Genomic DNA, 21,027 nt, shown 5'->3' with positions numbered 1-21,027 from the left:
ACAAATTAAACTACTTACTTTAACTAAAACACTACAAACATTAACGAGGAATGCGCCAAGTAACACCGGCTCCCATGTAAAAATCATGAGCAGCTTCGGATACGCTGGTTCCGCCAAATACATCTAATTGCAAGCTGGATAGGGCTTTATACCTAAAATCCCCATAGATACTACTATCTACGGATTGATGCATCGCCTTAGTGGCTTTGCACTCGGCAAAACCCGGTAAAATACCGAAACAATAAATATTTATTCTTTACCTATACCCGGATAATTGTACGTTTACTTACCTTTAGCTCAAGCATTTAACTCAGAAATATCCCTATGAAGCAATCTCTTCAAAAATTAACTCTCCTGGTTTTTCTCGCTTTTATTTTTGTTATCTCTGCTAGTTATGCGCAAAATAAAGCTGTTCCTTTAAAGGCGCCCTTGGTTACAATAACGGGAACGCAACAGCTAAAATTAACTTCAAAAATAGTTTCGGGGCAGGAATATACCTTGCAAGTAAACCTGCCGAGTCACTACAGCGACACCACCAAGCGGTTTCCCGTTGTTTACTTGTTAGATAGTCAATGGGATTTTCCGTTAGTAAGTGGTATATATGGCGGACAGTATTACGATGGGTTTATGCCGGAAGTAATCCTTGTAGGAATAACCTGGGGCGGGGAAAACCCTAACTATGGGCAGCTAAGAGGCCGGGATTTTACGCCTACCAACCTGGGCCAGGGAACGCAATATGGGAATGCGGCCAATTTCCTTCTGTTTATAAAAAATGAGCTTACCCCTTTTATAGAAGCTAATTACCGGGTTACCAAAAATAACCGGACTTTAATCGGCAGTTCTTTAGGCGGTTTGTTTACTTTATACGCGCTCTTTAACGCTACAGATTTTTTTCAGAATTATATTTTAACCAGCCCTGCTACCCCCTGGGACAATGACGCTATTTATAAAATAGAAAATGAATATTGGAATAAAAATAAGTCCTTACCCGTGCGGCTTTATATGGCAGTAGGAGAAATGGAAGATGTAGCAGTTTTTAATAAATGGCTGAACACCGTAAAGGGAAGAAATTATTTCGGTTTAAACCTGCAAACAAAATTACTCGAGAATATTGGCCATTCTGGTACCAAACCCATAGGGTACACGCAGGGTTTACAGTGGGCCTTTAAAAAAATACCGGTTTCTTTAACGACTACTCAGTTAAAACCTTATGTCGGCACTTATCTCCTTGGGAAAGAACCTTTAAAAGTAATTATTGAAAATAATGCTTTAGTGGCCATTGATGCCAGAAAGGAGAAAACGGTTCTAGGTGCGGAAACAGAAAAAGATTTCTTTGTTCCGGGTAGGTTTTTGCTACTTCATTTCCAAAAAGATAAAGCAAATAAGGTTTCCGGTTTCCAATTAGAACAATTTGATGGGATAACCTTTGTCAAGAAAACAGATTGATGCTATTTTGTATTCTTTATTGGCTTAGACAACGGCTCGTTATAGAGTGTTTCGGAAGCGAACATGAAACTGTACATTTTTAAGAGTACCCAGCTTAAATCATTAGACTAATTAACTGTATTACAATAGCTTAATACATTGGTATTGTTCTTGCCGCTGATTCATATTCCTTTTGTCCGGACTATAGTATTGGCTTCGGAATTAAGCTTTATTTGGCAGGTATTATACCGAATAGTAGTAAGGTATTTCCCTAGTAGTTTAGTATAATTGACAGCATTAATAATGTACTTATAGGCGGTAAGAGACGCAACTTGTTCTTTGGCGTAGGCGTTTATGGTATTAGTCAGCCCCGCTTCGAGTTCGGGTTCCTCTTTAAAGTTGTGAAAAGCCATCTTTCCTGTCGCGCCAGAACCTTTCTAGCGGGTTTAAGCTCCGGATTAGCAGAAGGCAGGTACACCAACCGGATCTTCTCCGGCCCCTGCAAGTGCTTGGCCCGCTTTATCTAAAAAGATCATCTTATCCACCGCAAACTCTTGCAAGAAGACTTCGAAGAAGAGCGTGTTGACCTGGGAAGCGTACAAGGCCTGCCACCAGGCTTGCCCCAAGGAGCGGTTTTCCGCTCGCATCCACTTTAGCAACTCGGTGGCACTCTCCTGGATCTCTAGCTTTTTTACTCTCCCCATACCCCAACAACAGCTTCATTCTACGCAATGTTCTTCTTAATAAGTGGTATAAATCTGCCACTGATGCGAAAAAATCTGACTTTTGGGTAGATTAAATGAAACGATGAAACGCCTACTACCGTAGCCTACAACTGGAATATGCGGTATGGTGGTTCTGATACGGATGCTTTCTCCGCGGTTATCAAAACCACTGATGACGGTTACCTGAGCGGCGGCGCTACTATCTGGGGCGTGAGCAGCGACAAAACCCAGAATAGCCAAGGGGGAAATGATTACTAGTTCGCTGAAACTACGGTTGCCAAAACTCAAAGCGGCAATTAAAGGCACTTTCTATTTGCCATTCAAAACATCCAGCGTATCCCGGATAGCCACGATGCGATTCCGGCACTTAGCCAGTACAAAGAGGGGCTTTTCATCTTCTTCCATTTTACCCGGCAGGGTAAGGGTTTCCTGGAGGATACTTCTAAAAGTGAAGGACTTCCACGCAAAAATAAAATTCCTGATCTAATTTTGTTTCATCCACTTAAAGTTTAGGAACAAAACCATGGAATTAAACCAAATAACGCGTACCGACTGGTATCCCAGTCAAAAATTAATTATTACTCAACTCAGCGGCAACGTAGATAGCGCAGCTATCAATGGGTGGGAGCAATCTTTACATAAAAGTTTAAACCTAGTAGAGGACCAAGGTACTTTTAAAATTTTAGTGAATCTGTTTGGCTTTAAAGCCATGGATTTTGCCGCGCATAAAAAATTCAGAACTGTTATTCCGGAAACCCTGGCCAGCTACGGTTGGAGAACCGGGTACCTGAATCTGTTTGAAGAAGCGGCTGATCTGAAACTAACCAATAAGCGGGGCATTCAATGCGTAGCAGCGGCCCACGTGCACCAGGACGCAACCAAAATACAGAAATACGAAATCTTATTTGGGAAAGAAGACGAACACTTTTTTACTAATCCGGAAGTTACTGAAAACTGGATTAAAAACTATTATGCGGATACTAGCCGGGTAAAGGTCAATGCAGAGCTAATTTCTGAGTAATGCCATTAAGTTTTTGTATTCAAAACCATGGAATAATCATTAAAAAAGAGCGGTCTGGTTATAGCAAACCAAGGCGGAGAAGTAAATCTGCGCCTTGGTTTGTGTGGCTGCTGTTCCGTTTTTAAATTTTACTAACCGAGCCGGAGCCGCTTTTAACCACGTTTACTTTGGCGTTGCCAGAATAAGTAACTTTTCCGGAACCACTTAAGGTAGCATTTAACGTTTCTTCGGCTTGAATAGATGCTATACCCGAGCCACTCACGGAAATTTTAGCGGTTTTGGTATTTAAATCTTCTCCTTCAAACTTACCGGAGCCACTTATATCTATGTGCGCTTCATCGGCCTTTCCTTGTAATTCCATTCCGCCGGACCCGCTTATGGAAGACGATAAACTGGAGGAAGCCACCGCGGCGGAAAGATGACCCGAACCACTTACATCGGTCGTAACCCGGTCTCCTTTTACGGTTCCTTTCACCTCCACATTGCCAGCTCCACTTACCGATAATTTGTTCAGGTTAGGAGCTGTAATGTAAATAGTTACTTTTTTAGAACTCCCGAACCATCGTTCGCTTCCTTTCTGCATTTTAATCTGTAAAACGCCGTTTTTTACGGGCGTTTCAATTTTATCAATAAGGTCGCTGTCGCCTTCTAAGCGCAGGCTCTCCTTAGGGCCAATGGTAACAAACACGTTAAAGGGAACTGCCGAAGCCACGCCCGAAAAAGAATCTACTGGGCGGGTTTGGTCGTCTAACAGGCTGAAATGCTTATTAAGTTGTTTGGTTGGACTTGCGGCTAAAGTTGTTAGAGTAAACAGAAACATAAAGCCGGCAAAAGATAAAAATGCTTTTTTCATAATAGTAGTTTTTAAAGATAAGTAAAGTTTTTAACCGTTGGGGTTAGTATAGTTTTACGTTGAATATTATTCGGTCTTTAGGCTTTTTACCGGGTTGGCCATAGCGGCTTTAATGGCCTGGAAACTAATTGTAAAAATAGTGATGAATAAGACTAGTATACCTGCCAGAATAAATACTGCGAGGCCAATGTGAATGCGGTAAGTGTATTTTTGCAGCCAGTTTTGCAAAAAGTACCAGGCTACCGGCGAGGCTACCACACAACTGATTAAGACCAACAACACAAAATCTCTGGAAAGTAAAAGCCATAGCTGCCACACCGAGGCGCCTAATACTTTACGAATGCCAATTTCTTTGGTGCGCTGTTCGGCTACGTAAGCAGCCAGGCCAAACAAGCCTAAGCACGAAATAAAAATAGCGAAACTGGCAAAAATTCCGGCGAGCTTGCCAATGAGTTCTTCCTGGGCAAATTTGTTCGCGTACGATTGGTCGGCAAACTGATAACTGAACGGAAAAGCCGGACTGTATTTATTAAATATAGTATTCAGCCGGGCAATAGCATCCTGAGTTTTTATGTTCGGCGCCAGGCGGTAGGTGATAAACGTTTGCGGATAAGGGCTATACATAAACATAGAAGGTTCGGCGGCGGCAAACGGCGAGGTCATTAAAGCATCTTTCGCTACGCCTACGATGCGCATTTGACGGCCGTTAAAGGTAATGGTTTGATTAACCGGATCTTGTAAACGCATCCGTTTAATAGCCATCTCGTTCAAAATAACGCTCATGGTATCCGAAACACCCGTAAAATCCCGCCCTTGTAAAATAGGAAAGCCTAGCGTTTTAAAATAATCATTGCTTACCACAATAAAACCCATTTCTACCGACTCACCAGCGTGTTTTCCCGGCCAACGGTCAATGTCCCCGTGCCAGTAAATACCGGTAGCCGGGCTGCTGGCCTGCGTCATTTCCGAAACAATACCTTGCTGCTGTAATTCATTTTTAAGTATTGTATAATTCTTACTCAGGTCGTTGTTAATTTCGGTTACTAACAACCGGTTTAAATCGTAACCAGTAGGCCGGTCTTTGGCATGCTGAATTTGCCGGTAAATAATAATGGTACTAATAATTAAAGTAATGGAACAGCTAAACTGTAATACCACCAGTACTTTGCGGGGCAAGGCGGCGGCTTTGCCCACGTGCAGCGAACCTTTTAAAACTTTAACCGGGTTAAAGGAAGAAAAGTAAAAAGCCGGCCGGCTACCGGCCAGAAGAGCCGTCAGCAACACACTACCCCAGGCAATTAGCCAGAAATTAATATTAAATACCGGCAGCTGGATGGTACGACCCGTAAGTGTATTAAAGGCGGGCAAGGCCAGTTGCACCATAATAAGCGCCAAAACAAAAGCCAGCAAAGCAAACACCAGCGACTCCGCTAAAAACTGAATAACTAAATCTTTCCGCTGCGAGCCAATGGCTTTTCGCACTCCCACTTCGCGGGCTCTTTTCTCGGACCGGGCCGTAGTTAAATTTACAAAGTTGATACAGGCAATTAGTAATATTAATACCCCAATCACACGGAACATCCGGACGTATTGAATAAAGCCACCGGTATCTTTGCCGTTTATATATTCGGAGAACAAATGCCAGTTCTGCATCGGCTGCATAATCACTTCCGAGTTTTGCGCGTTAAAACTATCTTTCTCCCGCTTTTGAATATTCTTTATTTTGGGTGCTACCTGGGCATAAGTGGTTCCAGGTTTTAATTTGGTAAAAATCTGATACGAATTTTCGCCAAAACTTCCCCGGCGCTGTTCTTTTACATAAGCCTCCGTGGCTTCGTAATAACTAAAAGGAACCAGGTATTTAAATTGGAAAGTAGAGTTACCGGGCAAATCTTTTAAAATACCGGTAACTTTTAAATCATTTTTGTTGTTGAACCGCACCGTTTGGTTCAGCGGATTTTCATCTCCGAACAAAGCTTTGGCGGTTGACTCCGTCAGCACAATCGAATACGGATCTTTTAAAACAACATCGGCAGTACCCTTGAGTAAGGGATATGGGAACATTTTCAGGAAATCGCTATTCACCTGGCCGCCAGCCAGAAAAATTTTTTTATCGCCTACCCTCAGACCGTGAGAATTCATCCAGTCGGTTTCGGCTACGTATTCCATCTCGGGAATTTCGTTCCGCAGAGCATCGGCCAAAGCCAGCGAGGTAGTGGGAAAGTTGAGGATGTCGCCGTTGCTGTTAAAGTTCCGGCGGACCTGGTACAAGCGTTCGTAATCGGGTAAAAATTTATCGTACGAATACTCGTAATGCACCCACAAGCCAATTAACAAAGCTACTGCCATGCCCGTACCCAACCCCAAAATATTAAGCGCACTGTACCCTTTATTCCGGACAATATGCCGCCAGGCGGTTTTAAAATAATTTTTGAACATGAGTAAAGTAGTTTGATAATGGTCGGAACCTTATTGTAGCTGGTTAAAAGACTACCCAGTGATAAATGCCTGTACTTTGACTGCTCTGATAAAATATTTAAGTTTGAAGGGGTAACTCAGGTATTCTAAATAAGTTACAGACTTTTTTATTTAGTTTTTATTAATCCTGGCAATCGAATAAATTAGGGGGGAAACATTACTCGCTGCGCAGCGAATCTACCGGGTTTACCGCAGCGGCTTTTATAGCTTGAAAACTGACGGTTAGTAAGGCAATTAAAATGGCCAGCAAACCAGCCGCCACAAATACTTCCCAACTTAACGTAATGCGGTAGGCAAAATCCTGCAACCACTTATCCATGCAATACCAGGCAATCGGCGAAGCGATAAGCAGCGCAATGCCTACTAATTTTATAAAATCTTTCGATAAAAGAAACGCAATCTGATTCATACTGGCGCCTAATACCTTCCGGATACCAATTTCTTTCCGGCGGCGTTCGGCGGCATAAGCGGCTAAACCAAACAAGCCCAGGCAGGCCACAAAAATGGTGACGAGGGTAAATAGGGAAAGCAGCGATTTTAATTTATCATCGGCCTGGTACATTTGGTTAAAATTTTCGTCCAAGAAATTGTATTCCAGGGGATATTCGGGGGAGAACTTGCTCCAGGCATTTTTTACCTGAGCGAGTGTATTTTCGAGGCCAGCGGTTTTTACTTTCACGGCTACTTTCCAATAAGCATCCGGGTAAATTTGCAGCACGGCCGGTTCTATTTTATCGTATAAACTTTTATAATGAAAGTCTTTTACTACCCCAATAATTTTTCCTTTTTTGAGCGAGTCTTGGTTGGCCCAGGTCTTCCACCATAAAGGTTGACCAAGCGCTTTTTGCGGGGTTTCAAAGCCTAAAGAAGTAACGGCCGTTTCGTTAATAATATAAGCCGCATCGGCATCGGTTTTTATGCTTTTCGAAAAATCTCTTCCGGCTACTACCTGCAGCCCCAAGGTTTTAATGTAATCATGGTCGACCATTAATTGGGTAACCGATTGGGCTTTTTGTTCCCCATTCCGGGGTACAATTATTTCGTCGCCGGCAAACATATCCCCCGGAAACCCATAGCCAATGGAAACCGAAGAAACTCCCGGAGTTTGCAGCAGTTCATTTTTAAAAGCTTCGTGGTTCTGGCTCATGTTATCCCCGCGCATCGGGAAAAACATAATCTCTTCTTTGTTAAACCCTAAGTCTTTCTGGTGGAGGTAATCTACCTGATTGATAACGATCAGGGCGCTAATAATTAATAAAACCGATAAGGAAAATTGAACCACCACCAGGCCGTGCCGCAGCCAGGGAATTTGTCCGGGTAAGCTATCCGGTACTACGGTTCCTTTCAGCACCTTTACCGGTTTAAAACCCGATAAAACCAAGGCGGGGTAAAAACCGGCTAGAATACCTACTACTCCGTTAAGCGCGAGCAACAACAGCAGGAACATTGGTTGGGTCAGGAGATTAAAAGTAATTTGCTTGCCGGTAAAGCTGTTTAGCCAGGGTAACGCCAAAGAAGTAAGCACCCCGGAAATAAAAATACTGATAAATGTAAGCAGCATGGTTTCACTAATAAACTGCCCCATCAGCTGCTGGCGACTGGCCCCAATGGCTTTCCGAACGCCTACTTCTTTGGCCCGCTGCAAGGACTTAGCCGTAGCCAGATTGACAAAATTAAAACAGGCAATGAGTAAAATAAAAAGCGCTACCAGGCTTAAGGCGTTTACATACGTGCTGTTGCCTTTAATCACTAAGAGGTCAAACTTAAAGTCGGCAGAATATAAATGTACTTGATGTAAAGGCTGCAAGAAGGGCAGGTAGGTCATACCGCCGTCTTTTAAAAGCGGATGTACTTTTTCTTTAATCAGCTTTTGAAATTTAGCTTCTACGGCCCTAGAATTTACTTCTTTTTTAAGTTTTACATAACTGTAAAATTGTTGCCAACCCCAACTGGCCATGCGTTCTTTCGGAATTTGCTGGGAAGCCAGCGGAACCACAAAATTCAGGGATAAGTGGAATTTTGGGTTTTCTTTAAATACTCCTTTTACCGTAAAAAGGGCCTTGTTAAATAAAATAATTTTACCAACCGGGTTTTCCGGGCCAAAATACCTTTCGGCCATTTTCTGGGAAAGAACAATGGAATTTGGATCCTGCAGCGCTTTCACCGGCGAGCCATGCGTAAAGGCTAGCGGGAAAAAATCGAAAAAAGTGGAATCGGGCGCAATGCCGCCTTCCTCGTACAATTTTTTATCGCCCGCTTCGAAAAGGTCTTTAGACGGTATGCGCAGGATGCGGAGGGTTTCCGCTACTTCGGGGTACTCCTGTTGTAAGGTAGTGGTAAACATAGGCGGCGTACCGGCGCTATTTTCGGTGCCCTCGTGGCTGGTACGCTCTATATAGATCCGGTAAATTTGGTCTCCTCCCGGCAGGAATTTATCAAATTGTTTTTCATCGTGCACAAATAAACCAATTAACAAACAAGCCGTGAGCCCCAGAGTGAGGCCGGCAATATTTATAAAAGAAAAACCTTTGTGCCGAAGCAGGTTTCGGACGGCAATTTTGAGATAGTTGCGCAGCATAAGAAAATTATTAAATGAGTGAATGAGTGAATGAATTTGGAATGAGTGAATGCTTGAATGAGGGAATGTAAAACAAATACTGGAAGCGAAAGAAATTAGGTTTTCATTCTTTTTATATCATTCCCCATGACTATTCTGCTATCATTCAAGCATTCACTCATTCCAAATTCACTCACTCCGCAAACTCTTTACCGGGTTAGCGATGGCCGCTCTTATGGCTTGGAAACTGATAGTTATTAAAGCAATCAGTAAGGCTCCCACGCCGGCTAAAGCAAATACCCACCAGCCAATAGTCGTGCGGTACTCAAAATCCTGTAACCACTTATGCATCGCCCACCAGGCAATCGGCCAAGCCAGAACATTGGCAATTAATACTAATTTTAAGAAATCTTTGGAAAGCAGGGAAACGATACTGGTGAGTGAGGCGCCTAATACTTTGCGGATGCCAATTTCTTTGGTGCGCTGCTCGGCGGTAAACGTAGCTAAGCCAAATAAACCTAAACAAGCCACAAAAATGGTAAGGCCCGAAAATATAGTTAAGATGCGGCCGATTTTTTGCTCGGCCCGGTAGGTTTCGGCAAAACGCTCGTCCATGAACGTATAAGCAAAAGGCGCGTCGGCGGTAAAAGTGCTCCACTGCTGTTTCATAGAGGTAAGCAGGCCGGCAATATCTTTGGTTTTGGCTTTCACGATAATAGAACCGGAGTTATTGTTAATAATCATGAGCAGGGGCGTAATGCGTTCGTGCAGCGATTCAAAATGAAAATCTTTGACGACGCCGATTACGTGGTATTCTTTTTTATCGCCCTCGTTACTAACAAACCGGAAAACTTTGCGGTTCAGGATGTTTTTTCCCCAACCAAAGGCCCGGGCCGCCGCCTCGTTAATGACCATGCCGGTAGAATCCGAAGCAAAATCTTTTGAGAAATTACGGCCGGTAACCAGCTGCATGCCCAGCGTAGGAATGTAATTGTAATCCACGAAGTATTGCCGGGTGCTCACGCTTTGAGCGGCGTTGTTTTCGGGCAATACCACCGAGTTTTCGGAATTAGAAGGGCCAACGGGCACAAACCCCGAAACGCTGGCATTTACTACCCGCGGGTCTTGCAAGAGCTGCTGCCGGAATACTTCTTCTTGTTTGCCCAGCACGTACGTATCGTGTACTACCACTACCTGGTCTTTTTCGTAACCTACTTTCTTGTTCTGGATGTAATTGAGTTGTTGATAAACGACCGTGGTACCAATCATTAAAGCCACCGAAATAAAGAACTGAAACACCACCAAGCCGCTGCGTAAGCTTAAACTTTCTTTACCGGCGGTAAGAGCGCCTTTTAAAACTTTTACCGGCTGAAAGGACGACAGGAAAAAAGCCGGGTAGCTGCCCGCCAATATGCCCACGAGTAGTCCGAACAAGAGCAAGCCGGGTAACAACCAGAAATTAACCGTAAAACCCAGGCTTAGTTCTTTGCCCGCTAAATCGTTGAAAACCGGCAAGGCCAGATACACCAATAGTAAGGCTACGATTAAAGCAATGGCGCTCAGCAAAATAGATTCGAGCAGGAATTGCTGCACTAATTCTTTCTTCACCGAGCCCAACACTTTGCGGATGCCTACTTCGCGGGCCCGCTTGGAAGCGCCCGCCGTAGATAAGTTCATGAAATTAATGGCCGCAATGAGCAACATAAATACCGCAATCGCGCCAAAAATATACACGTACCGGATATCACCGCCCGGCTCCAAGTCGTTGGTTAAATCCGACCGCAAATGAATATCGGTGATGGGTTGCAGAAACAAACCCACGTCGTCGCCTTTTTCCCGGAACTGCTGCAGGCTCATGCCCATGGCTTTTTGCACTTCGGGGCCCATGTATTTTTCAATCACCTGCGGAAACTTGGCTTCCAGTTGTTTATAGTCGTAACCAGGGCGCAAAACCAAATACGTGTTAAAATTATTGCTCATCCAGGTGGTTTGTTTGGCTTCTTCTAAACCGGCCATAGAGGCAATCATATTAAAATGAAAATGCGAGTTGGCGGGTATTTTATCGATGACGCCGGTTACTTTGTAGCTGGTTTTTTCGTTTTTAAACAGCAGGATTTTGCCCATTGGGTTTTCGTTGCCGAAATACTTTTGCGCCGTAGCCCGGGTAATCACCACGGTATTGGGTTCCCGCAAAGCGGTTTTAGCATCGCCTTGGATGAGTGGCAAAGTAAACACCTGAAAAAAATTCGCATCGGCGTAGGCAAACTTATCTTCCTTGAAGGTATTGTTTTGGTACGAAATAATGGGCGCGCTATTTACCCGTACCCGAGTGGCTTCTTCTACTTCGGGGTAATCGCGCCGGAGCGTTTCGCCGGTGGGGGCCGCGGCCGTAGGCGTTTCCAGGGTTTCCCCGTTCAGGGTAACTTTAAAAATAATCCGCACCATGCGGTCGGCTTTGGTATTAAACCGGTCGTAGCTAAGTTCATCGGCCACGAACAACATAATCACCAGACAGGTAGCAATGCCGATGGCCAATCCAAAAATATTAATGGCTGAGAAAGCTTTGTTGCGCCACAAGTTGCGCAGAGCGATTTTGAGATAATTTTGAAACATATACGTAATAATTTGTTTAAATGCTTGAATGAGTGGATGAGTGAATTTTGAATGTAGAATAATTGAATAATGAACGAGTAATTTTTAATGCTATAAATTTTATTTGCGCATGATTAGACTAGCTACTATGCAGTCATTTATCTATTCATTCACTCATTCACTCATTCCAACATTCATTCATTTAAATTCTCACTCACTGCGCAGGGAGTTTACCGGGTTGGCTACTGCGGCTTTAACTGCCTGAAAACTCACGGTGAACAAAGCCACTACCATAGCCGCTACTCCCGCCAGAGCAAATACCCACCAGCCTAAATCAATGCGGTAAGCAAACTCCCGGAGCCATTGGTGCATCACATACCCAGCCAGCGGCCAGGCAATCAGGTTGGCTAGCAGCACTAATTTTAAAAAATCGCGGGAAAGTAAGGTCACAATGTTCGGAACCGATGCTCCCAGAACTTTGCGGATTCCGATTTCTTTGGTGCGCTGCTCGGCGGTAAAAGTAGCCAACCCGAATAAACCCAGGCAGGCCACAAAAATAGTAAGTCCGGCAAAAATCCCCAAGATTTTACCAATGCGTTGCTCGGCTTGGTACGTCTGGTTAAAACGTTCGTCCAGGAAAGCATAATCAAACGGCTCTTCGGGACTTAGCGCGTTCCATTGTTTCCGGGCAGTGGCTAATAAACCGGCCATATCGGTAGTTTTTACTTTGACAATTAAGGTTCCGCCATTCTGGCCCAAAGTCATGACCAGCGGCGAAATAGGCTCGTGAAAAGATTTAAAATGAAAATCTTTAACTACCCCAATCACGCGGTAAGTGGTTTTCACGCCTTCGTTATTGGTATAAGTGAGCGTGTGGCCCAAAGCTTTTTTACCCCAGCCAAAAGCAAGGGCCGCTTTTTCGTTTAAGATAATGCCCGTGGAGTCGGTAGCCATAGTGGGCGAAAAATTACGGCCGGCCACTAGCTTCATGCCCAGCGTAGGAATATATTGGTCATCTACCTCGTAGCGCAAAGTTTTTACTAATTGGCTGGTTTTATCGTTGGGATAAACCATGTAGTTGTTGTTGTTACTTGGGCCAGCCGGCAGGTAACCAGAGGAGCTCACGCTGACTACCCGGGCATCTTGCGCTAATTGCTGCCGGAAAAAAGTGGCTTTTTTACCTAAGGCATATTCCGGCAGTAACAATACCTGGCCGCGGTTGTAGCCTAATTCTTTGCTCTGGATGTAGCGCAATTGCCGGTATACCACAGTGGTACCAATTATTAAAGCAATGGAAATAAAAAACTGAAAAACCACCAGGCCGCTGCGCAAATTCAGACTTTCTTTACCCGCCGTAAACCGGCCTTTTAATACCGCTACCGGCCGAAACGACGATAAAAAAAACGCCGGGTAACTGCCTGCTAAAACACCCACGAACAAGCCAAAAAATAGCAGACAAGGGAGCAACCAAGTGTTAGAAAAGAAATTGAGGGTTAAAGTAGTACCCGCCAAACTATTAAAAAGTGGCAAAGCCAGGTACACCAGACCCACCGCCAGAACCAGCCCGATACTGGTGAGGATAATAGATTCGGTGAGGAACTGGGTAATGAGTTCTTTTTTTACCGAGCCCAGCACTTTGCGAATACCTACTTCTTTAGCCCGCTTGGAAGCGCTGGCCGTAGAAAGATTCATGAAATTAATGGCCGCAATCAGCAGCATGATAATAGCCACTGCTCCAAAAATGTAGATGTACTGCCTATTGCTGTTGTTGCCCAGTTCGCCTTTCAGGTGGGAGTTCAGGTGAATGCTGGTGAGCGGTTGCAGAAACAAACCTAAATCGTTGCCGTTTTGCCGGAAATGGGCCAAACTGGTACCTATGGCTTGCAAAAGTTGCGGCCCCATGTATTTTTCTACTACCTGGGGCAGTTTGGCTTCGAGTTGCTTGTAATCGTACCCTTTCGGCAGCACCAGGTAGGTATAAAACTCCGAAGTCATCCAGGAAGGTGATTTAGCATCCGGGAAACTGGCCATGGAAGCAAAAATAGCAAAATGGAAATGCGAATTAGCGGGCACTTTTTCAATGACCCCGGTTACTTTCAGCGAAGCGTTAAAGTCTTTAAAATAAAGTACTTTACCTATCGGGTCGGCGGTGCCAAAAAACTTGCGGGCAACTTCCTGCGAAATAACAATGCTGTTGGGCTGGGTTAAAGCAGTTTTAGGGTCGCCCTGTACGAAAGGCAAAGTAAATACCTGAAAAAAATTGGCATCCACGAAGGCAAAAGCGTTTTCGCGGAAAGATTTATCGCCGTACACGATCCGCGGCGAACCGTATTGCCGCAGGCGGGTAGCTTCTTGTACTTCAGGATAATCGGTGCGTAAGGCTTGCGCTACCGGGGGCATCACGTGCGCTTCTTCCATCATTTCGTTCTGAATAGAACCCCGGAAAATTACCCGCACGATGCGGTCGGCCTTGGTGTTAAAACGGTCGTAGCTGTATTCGTGCTGCACAAATAATACAATCAGTAGGCAGGTGGCCATGCCCAGCGCCAAACCAAAAATATTGATCGCGGAAAAAGCTTTATGCCGACGCAGATTACGCAATGCTATTACAAAATAATTTCGAAACATGGCCGCAGTACTAAAAGTAGAAACAGGGAACCTAGCGGTAGAAGACCGGGAGCCACCCGGTTAATTGGTGCCCCCGGTTTAACCCTACCTGCCCCAATACAAGGAATAAAAATGCCAGACTGCTACAAATTTATAAATCAGCTACTTGCGTCGTAATTCTGGAAGGTTAAGGCAAAAAAATGTCCGGTTTTGATACAGGTTTCGTTCGCTTTTAGAACACGTTTTACTTAAACCAGCATGGCCTATTTTTTTTAAAAATCTTGATTTTACAAACCCGACCAAAGACGTTCCTAGTGGGCTGGGGTGGTTAGTTACAGCAATTTCTGCGCTTCCAGGTTTTTTTTAATTTTTTGGTGCGTTTGCCAGAACTTGGTGGTAATTGTTTGTACTACTTTTTTATATTCCGGTAAATCTTTAAACGGTTCGGCTACCGGGTCTTTGTCCATTAAAAGCACCCAATACTGGTAGTTGTTTTCCCGGGAAAATAACTCTAAATGCGCAATGGCCTGACTGGTATTTTTCCGGTAAGCGTAATAGATGGACTGGTACAAATGATGGTAAATCGATTGATCCTGATCGGCAAATTTTTTAAAACTAGAGACCAATTTTTCGGCTTCTTTTGGGTAGCCCATTTTGGCCAGCGTCATGCCAATATGGATATCTTCGTTTCGATACACCTCCAACTGCTGCTGCTCCCGGATCTGAATAAATCTTTTGTAATAGTGGTAAGCACTTTTATAGTCCCGCATTTGGTAACAGATTTGCCCCATTTGCAGCATAATGTCAAAGCGGGTAGTGTCTTTGTTTAGTTCCTGCAGCATTAATTGCCTGGTTTGCGGCAGGTTATGGGTTTTGGCGTATAAAATATAAACTTTCAGGTAGCCCGAAAAAGGATTTTGCGGATTGTATTGCAAGGATTTATTTATATACCGGAGGGCTTCGTCCACAAACCCGGTCTGAATAAAGGCATTGCTCAGGTGCAGATACGTGTAACTGGTGGTAACGGAATCATGGGCGGCCATTTCCAGTTGCAACCCTTTTAGGGCATATTCCAGGTATTTGGGAGCATTCGGGAGATACAGGTTGTATAAATCCGCCAGAAAATGAATAACCAAAGCCGAATTGGGATGGTATTCCAGCGCTTTTTCCAGGTAAGTAGCGGCCGATTTGTATTCTTTTTGCAACATGTAATACATGGCTTTGGCTACTAAACTTTCCGGCAATTTGGCATCGTACAGCAAAGCTTTATCGGCATGGCGGTTTACTTCCAGCGGATATTTTTTATCGGTTTGGTGCAAATCGAGGTAATAATACACCATAGCTAACTCAGCGTAGGCCAGGGCAAAGGTGGGATCCTCTTCTAATGCTTTTTTGAAAAAAGGAATGGCTTTTTCCTGGTTTTCGCGCCTCCCCTGGCGAAAAAGATGCTGGCCTTTTAAAAATAAATCGTACGCTACCAGATTGTTCGTCGGGTTTTTATTAATTCTTTTTTCTTCTTCCGGCGTAATAATGGCCTGAATTTCCTGGGCTATATTGCGGGCAATTTCTTGCTGCAAGGCAAAAATATCCCGGGTTTCTCTTTTGTATTGTTTCGCCCATAAGTGTTTATCGGTGGTGGCATCAATTAACTGAATATTGAGTAAGATCTGGTTGCCGATTTTCTGGCCGCTGCCCTCTACAAAATAGTTGGCGTGTAGTTCTTGCGCCATTTCCGGAATAGACTTGGTGGTGCGGCGGTACTTTTCGGCGGAAGTGCGGCTGATTACCTTTAAATCTTTTATTTTTTGCAGGTTGTTTAAAGTAGATTCCATTAAGCCGTTGATCAAATAAACGTTCGTGGAATCGCTGCTGTCGTTTTTAAAAGGTAACACCACAATGGATTTCTCCAGCGGCACCGCTGAAGTAGCTTGAAATTTTAAAAAATACCCGAATCCGAGCGCTGCAACTATCACCAACCCGCCCAAAACCAGCCAAGGGTATTTTGCTTTGGGCTTTGGCGGTACCAACAAAACTGGCTCGCCGGTAATTTCTTCCGCTATTTTTTCTTCGGCTCTTTTGCCTACTTCGCCGGGTGGGTAACCATAGTGCTCCCGGAAGCATTTAATAAAATACGACGTACTGCTAAAACCTACCTGGTGCGCTACCTCCGACACGTTTAAAGAAGTTTGCCGCAAAAGATCCATGCCGCGCCGCAAACGCACCTCCCGGATTAGCTGACTTACCGATAAATGGGTGAGCTTTTTTATTTTGCGCAGCAAGTTCGACCGGCTCATGTTCATTTCGTCGGCCAGCTCCGACACGCCAAACTGCTCGTTCGCGAGGTTTTTTTCCACCACGGCGGTAATCTGGCTTATGAAATCGTTATCGATAATACTGGAATCCGGCATGACTTTTAAAAGTGGGCGCTAATTGGTTTCTGACTTACAAAGTAAGACTGTAAACAAAGTCGAAAATAATGGTTTTCAGATTTATCCTTTCTGAGTCGGGCTATATTTTTTCCAGCCTAATTTATTCTTAAAATCACCCATTTGCATCATAATTTATACAAATTCATCATAATTTATATTGCTTCCCGCAAACTTGATGGTTTTTTCCGCATAGGTATTTAGTCCGGCCCTCCCGCTCAGCGGACCTTTGGACTATCGAATATGTCGAAAATTTTAACCCTTCAATCATGAAAACGCAACCAGTAAATTTGCTTCGGGTAGCTACCCCATTTCTATTATTAATAGTTCTTTTTAAAGGCGTTTCCTGCAACAACGCTCCCGCCTCTAATCCGGAAAAGGCAACCATGGCCACTTCCCGTAATATAAAGCCGCCCCAAATAGATATTCATACCGCTGTACTCACGGGAAACCTGGCGGCTTTGCAGCAGCACATTCAGGCGGGCACGGATGTAAACGAGAAAGATCCTTTCGGCGGGTCCAGCCCCTTAATAACCGCTACTATTTTTGACAAGCCCGCCGAAGCTAAGTTATTGCTGGAAGCCGGAGCGGATGTAAATTTTAAAAACAAAGAAGGCTCTACGGCCCTGCACACCGCCGCTTTTTTTTGTCGGCCGCAGATGGTAAAAATGTTGCTGGATAAAGGGGCTGATAAAACCATAAAGAACGGTTACGGCGTCACGGCCTACGAATCGGTAAACTCGCCGTTTACTGAAGCCAAACCGGCTTACGATATGTTGGGCAAGGCACTCGGCCCCATGGGCTTAAAACTGGATTACGCTTACCTGGAAAAAACGCGACCCCAAATTGCGGCTCTGTTAAAATAATTAATCTACTTAAACCGGCCACAAAAATGGAAATTAACCCCAGAAGATACGATATTGATTGGGTCAGAGTCATTGCCATTGGCTTACTTTTAATTTACCATGTAGCAATAGGTTTCCAGTCCTGGGGCATGCTGATTGGATTTATTACCACCGAAAAAACGTGGGAGTCTTTATGGATTCCCATGTCGATGTTGAATATCTGGCGCATCCCGCTGTTATTTTTTGTGTCTGGCATGGGCGTTTACTTTGCCATTCAAAACCGGACCTGGAAACAACTCTTGTGGGAACGCGCCAGCCGGATCTTACTGCCTTTCCTGTTCGGATACTTCTGCATCGTGCCGCTGCATTTATTACTTTGGCAGCATAACTATCACATGCAACAAACTTATTTGCCTAATCCGGGTCACTTATGGTTTTTAGGTAATATTTTTATTTACGTGGTAGCGCTGTTGCCTTTTTTCTTTTATCTTAAAAATAACCAAACTGCGAGGCTAACCGCTGGCGTAAAAAAGGTTATAAGTAGCCCCTTAGGTTTAATCGTCTTATTAGTGGCCTTTGCGGCCGAAGCCATTCTGGTTAATCCCGGTGCTTACACCTTGTATGCCATGACCTGGCACGGATTCTTTTTGGGATTGCTGGCCTTTTTCTTTGGGTTTTGTTTTGTGTGGAGCGGCCCGGCTTTCTGGGAAATGCTTTTAAAAGGACGCTGGTTGTTTGTTTGTATAGCAGCCCTGCTATTTACTATCCGGATAATTTACTTTCAACGGTTTGCCCTCAATTATTTGCTGGCCATAGAATCGGTATTTTGGATTGTGGCGGTGCTGGCATTTAGCTACAAATACCTAAATCGACCGAGTAAAGCGCTCCGCTATTTAAGCCAGGCGGCTTACCCGGTTTACATTATTCACATGGTATTTCTGTACTTAGGCTCTTTGCTCTTTTTTCCGGTGCAGGTAAATGCACCGCTGCAATTTACTTTAGTTTTACTTTTTACCGCCGTAGGCTGCTTTACTCTCTATGAGTTCCTTATCCGGAGAGTAAACCTTTTGCGGCCGCTGTTTGGCTTGAAGAGGAAGTAATGGATGAAGTTACTACCGGTATACTCCTAAAATATAAAACACTTTTGTCTTACGGCGCAACTGCCCGGGGGCTGCCTACTGGAGTAGCTCATTAGGTTTTCGAAGGAACAATTCCCACCCTTAGAGAGAAGTAACTTACCCGATTGTACAAGCCGCATCTTTTTGCTGCCAAAATCCCCTATTTTGGGGATTGTCGTTAAATTTTAAATTTCTGCTCTTTGCAGGATAATAATTAAGAATGGGCCTTGTCGCAGATTTTCTAATGTTAACTAAATATTCCAGAGCAAAAGATTGGAATACAGCAAACGAAAAATAGTTAGGAACATCCTGCTTAATTTAAAAATGCTAAGAAATACCTAAATTTTGCTCACCGCCATAGATTTGGTTAAAGGAATATAATAAATTAATTTAGTCTGATGCCTATTGGGGCCGCCTGGATAAATTAAATAAACGGTCAGGCCTTTCAGGGCAAGTTTGAAAATTGATTTTAGAGATCTACGTTTCTCCTTCATACTTACTTTATTCGGGATGATTTTACAAGATTTAGCCCCTCATCCATCGCTGACGGAATTTGTGCAGTGTTACCGGATTGTTCACTTTAACTTTGTGCAGGCGCCCGAACCGGTGTTTAAAGCGTATGCGCCCCGGCCGGAAGTATGTCTTCATTTTTTTCTTCGGGAACGGGAGCTTGTTCAATTAGGTAAGGGCCCAAAAACAGACTACAAATTTCCGGTAGTTCTGACCGGCCAGCAAACTTCGGTTCTTAACCGGTATTTGCTGGGTAAAGATTTTATAACCTTCAACATTGCTTTTCAGCCCACGGCCTTGTTTCAGCTAACGGGTATTTCAGCTTTCGAGTTAACCAATCAGTACTTGGATGCGGAGCTTATCTTTTCCAAAAAAATTCGGCTAATTTTGGAGCAGTTGCAAAATGCCGGCAGCTACCACCAAATGGTATCCATTGGGGACCAGTTTGTAAATTCCTTAATAAGCAATGCCCGGAAAGAGGCGCACCGGCTGGACACTGTAACCCGGTTGATGATCCAGGCCGGGGGGAAAGCTTCGCTGGACTGGCTTGCCGGGGAGGCTTGCTTATCTACAAAACAGTTTACCAGAAAGTTCTACGAAAGAACCGGGGTAAATCCGAAAACCTACTTGAGAATCATCCGCTTTACCAAGGCCATCCATATAAAAAACGCTTACCCTCACCGGGATTGGTTGCGCATTGCGTTGGAATGCGGCTACTTCGACTACCAACACCTGGTTAAGGATTACAAAGAATTTACAAAACAAACCCCCAACGACTATCACTTCCTGGAAAGCAACTCCCCGGAGAGTCGGTTAGGCCTTACCGCCGAGCTATATAAAAGCCGCGCGGAAGCTTCGGTTTCCATGGTTTAACAATGTCCTTTTTTTACCACTTAGTTGTCCTTTTTTTACCACCAGTTATTGGTAGATAACCCGCAATTTTGCTTCATCAAATATTTGATTTAGAAGTCAATCTGTTTTCTACCATTAATTTTTAGTAACCATGACAAATAATGCAATTTCTCCCGCGGGTAAAACGTACCTGTTCGTGCACGGCGCCTGGCACGGTGCCTGGTGCTGGGATAAAGTAATTCCGTTGGTACAAGCCAAAGGGCATACTGCCATCGCCATTGAGCTACCGGGACATGGCCAGGATATCGAACGTACCTCGGAGGTCAGTTTAAAGGATTACGTCAATGCCGTAATGAAAACGGCCAATGAGCAGGAAGGGGAGGTGCTATTGGTGGGACATTCCATGGCGGGTATGGTCATTTCACAAGCAGCAGAAAAACTAGGTAGCAAAAAAGTTTCGGCTTTAATCTATCTGGATGCCTTCCTGCCCCGCAACGGGGAATCGCTGTTCGCGTTGGTAGAGGCGACGCTAAAACAGCTGTCACCAAATTCAAGAAAACCCAACCTTGTCGAAAACCTGATTACGGCGGAAGATCACCAAACCAATTGGGTAAATCCGGAATTAGCGGCGCAGATTTTCTATCACGATTGCTCCGAAGCGGATAAAAAGTTTGCCTTAACCCGGCTTTCCAAAGAACCCATTGCACCGTTGGCAACACCCGTTCAATTGACGGAAGAAGTTTACGGAGTAATCCCCAAATACTTTATTCTTTGCACCGAAAGCCAGGATATGGATAAGACCTTCCTGTCAACCCACGTGCCCTGTGAAAAAGTGTATACCCTACACAGTAGCCATTCACCTTTTTTCTCCATGCCCGAGAAACTGGCGGAGATAATAGACGAGATAAGCTTATCCATTCCTATCTTTTCTGTTTAAGTTATCAGTCGCAAAGGTGTTACAGCAATCAATTTATTAATATAAATAAGGAAAGTTGCCCTTATAGCTTAGCTTCTTCCT

16 protein-coding genes are annotated in these 21,027 nt (G+C 44.2%); 7 read left to right on the top strand and 9 right to left on the bottom strand.

Features of this window, described 5'->3' with window-relative positions; translation table 11 throughout:
• Positions 1-40: 40 nt before the first annotated feature.
• Entirely contained in the window at positions 41-193 is a 153-nt protein-coding gene (locus AHMF7605_RS29805) for a hypothetical protein (protein ID WP_158267537.1), read from the bottom strand.
• 131 nt (positions 194-324) lie between these two features.
• Between AHMF7605_RS29805 and AHMF7605_RS16590 the strand changes: the two genes are divergently transcribed.
• Complete coding sequence (locus tag AHMF7605_RS16590; RefSeq protein ID WP_106931180.1) at positions 325-1,446, top strand: alpha/beta hydrolase; 1,122 nt, start codon at positions 325-327, stop codon at positions 1,444-1,446.
• 161 nt (positions 1,447-1,607) lie between these two features.
• On the opposite strand, the gene AHMF7605_RS16585 is transcribed toward AHMF7605_RS16590, so the two are convergent.
• Positions 1,608-1,838 carry a hypothetical protein gene (locus AHMF7605_RS16585; protein ID WP_106931179.1) on the bottom strand — a complete coding sequence of 77 codons (231 nt, stop codon included), beginning with the start codon at positions 1,836-1,838 and terminating at the stop codon, positions 1,608-1,610.
• Positions 1,839-1,883: 45 nt separating this feature from the next.
• The gene (locus AHMF7605_RS16580) at positions 1,884-2,129 is read right to left on the bottom strand and encodes a hypothetical protein (protein WP_106931178.1); all 246 of its coding nucleotides are present in this window, start codon (positions 2,127-2,129) and stop codon (positions 1,884-1,886) included.
• Between the two features lie 138 nt (positions 2,130-2,267).
• On the opposite strand from AHMF7605_RS16580, the gene AHMF7605_RS29800 reads away from it, so the two are divergent.
• On the top strand, positions 2,268-2,408 hold the full coding sequence (locus tag AHMF7605_RS29800) for a hypothetical protein (protein WP_158267536.1): 141 nt from the start codon (positions 2,268-2,270) through the stop codon (positions 2,406-2,408).
• Positions 2,409-2,673: 265 nt separating this feature from the next.
• Positions 2,674-3,171: a hypothetical protein gene (locus tag AHMF7605_RS16575; protein ID WP_106931177.1), complete on the top strand. Its 498-nt coding sequence runs from the start codon at positions 2,674-2,676 to the stop codon at positions 3,169-3,171.
• A 121-nt stretch (positions 3,172-3,292) separates the two neighbouring features.
• Here the strand turns inward: AHMF7605_RS16575 and AHMF7605_RS16570 are convergent, their stop codons facing one another.
• The 6 genes from AHMF7605_RS16570 to AHMF7605_RS16545 form a co-directional block, all read right to left on the bottom strand.
• The gene (locus AHMF7605_RS16570; RefSeq protein ID WP_106931176.1) at positions 3,293-4,024 is read right to left on the bottom strand and encodes a head GIN domain-containing protein; all 732 of its coding nucleotides are present in this window, start codon (positions 4,022-4,024) and stop codon (positions 3,293-3,295) included.
• A 66-nt stretch (positions 4,025-4,090) separates the two neighbouring features.
• A complete protein-coding gene (locus AHMF7605_RS16565; RefSeq protein WP_106931175.1) occupies positions 4,091-6,463 on the bottom strand; it encodes an ABC transporter permease in 2,373 nt (790 codons plus the stop codon).
• A 196-nt stretch (positions 6,464-6,659) separates the two neighbouring features.
• Entirely contained in the window at positions 6,660-9,080 is a 2,421-nt protein-coding gene (locus AHMF7605_RS16560; protein WP_106931174.1) for an ABC transporter permease, read from the bottom strand.
• A 168-nt stretch (positions 9,081-9,248) separates the two neighbouring features.
• Positions 9,249-11,672 (bottom strand): ABC transporter permease, encoded by a 2,424-nt coding sequence (locus AHMF7605_RS16555; protein ID WP_106931173.1) that lies wholly within the window; start codon positions 11,670-11,672, stop codon positions 9,249-9,251.
• Positions 11,673-11,861: 189 nt separating this feature from the next.
• Positions 11,862-14,279: an ABC transporter permease gene (locus tag AHMF7605_RS16550; RefSeq protein ID WP_106931172.1), complete on the bottom strand. Its 2,418-nt coding sequence runs from the start codon at positions 14,277-14,279 to the stop codon at positions 11,862-11,864.
• A gap of 311 nt (positions 14,280-14,590) precedes the next feature.
• Positions 14,591-16,666, bottom strand: a complete 2,076-nt coding sequence (locus AHMF7605_RS16545; RefSeq protein ID WP_106931171.1) for a helix-turn-helix domain-containing protein — start codon at positions 16,664-16,666, stop codon at positions 14,591-14,593.
• A 287-nt stretch (positions 16,667-16,953) separates the two neighbouring features.
• On the opposite strand from AHMF7605_RS16545, the gene AHMF7605_RS16540 reads away from it, so the two are divergent.
• The 4 genes from AHMF7605_RS16540 (at position 16,954) to AHMF7605_RS16525 (ending at position 20,946) form a co-directional block, all read left to right on the top strand.
• Positions 16,954-17,550 (top strand): ankyrin repeat domain-containing protein, encoded by a 597-nt coding sequence (locus tag AHMF7605_RS16540; RefSeq protein ID WP_106931170.1) that lies wholly within the window; start codon positions 16,954-16,956, stop codon positions 17,548-17,550.
• Positions 17,551-17,576: 26 nt separating this feature from the next.
• Positions 17,577-18,629: an acyltransferase family protein gene (locus tag AHMF7605_RS16535; protein WP_106931169.1), complete on the top strand. Its 1,053-nt coding sequence runs from the start codon at positions 17,577-17,579 to the stop codon at positions 18,627-18,629.
• A gap of 528 nt (positions 18,630-19,157) precedes the next feature.
• Positions 19,158-20,030, top strand: coding sequence for a helix-turn-helix domain-containing protein (locus tag AHMF7605_RS16530; RefSeq protein ID WP_106931168.1), 873 nt, complete (start codon positions 19,158-19,160; stop codon positions 20,028-20,030).
• Positions 20,031-20,160: 130 nt separating this feature from the next.
• Positions 20,161-20,946, top strand: coding sequence for an alpha/beta fold hydrolase (locus AHMF7605_RS16525; protein WP_106931167.1), 786 nt, complete (start codon positions 20,161-20,163; stop codon positions 20,944-20,946).
• Positions 20,947-21,027: the final 81 nt, after the last annotated feature.

This window comes from Adhaeribacter arboris, from assembly GCF_003023845.1.
Taxonomy (GTDB): domain Bacteria; phylum Bacteroidota; class Bacteroidia; order Cytophagales; family Hymenobacteraceae; genus Adhaeribacter; species Adhaeribacter arboris.
Note: the sequence above shows the minus strand (reverse complement) of the source record. Positions and strands in the feature narration are given on the sequence as shown.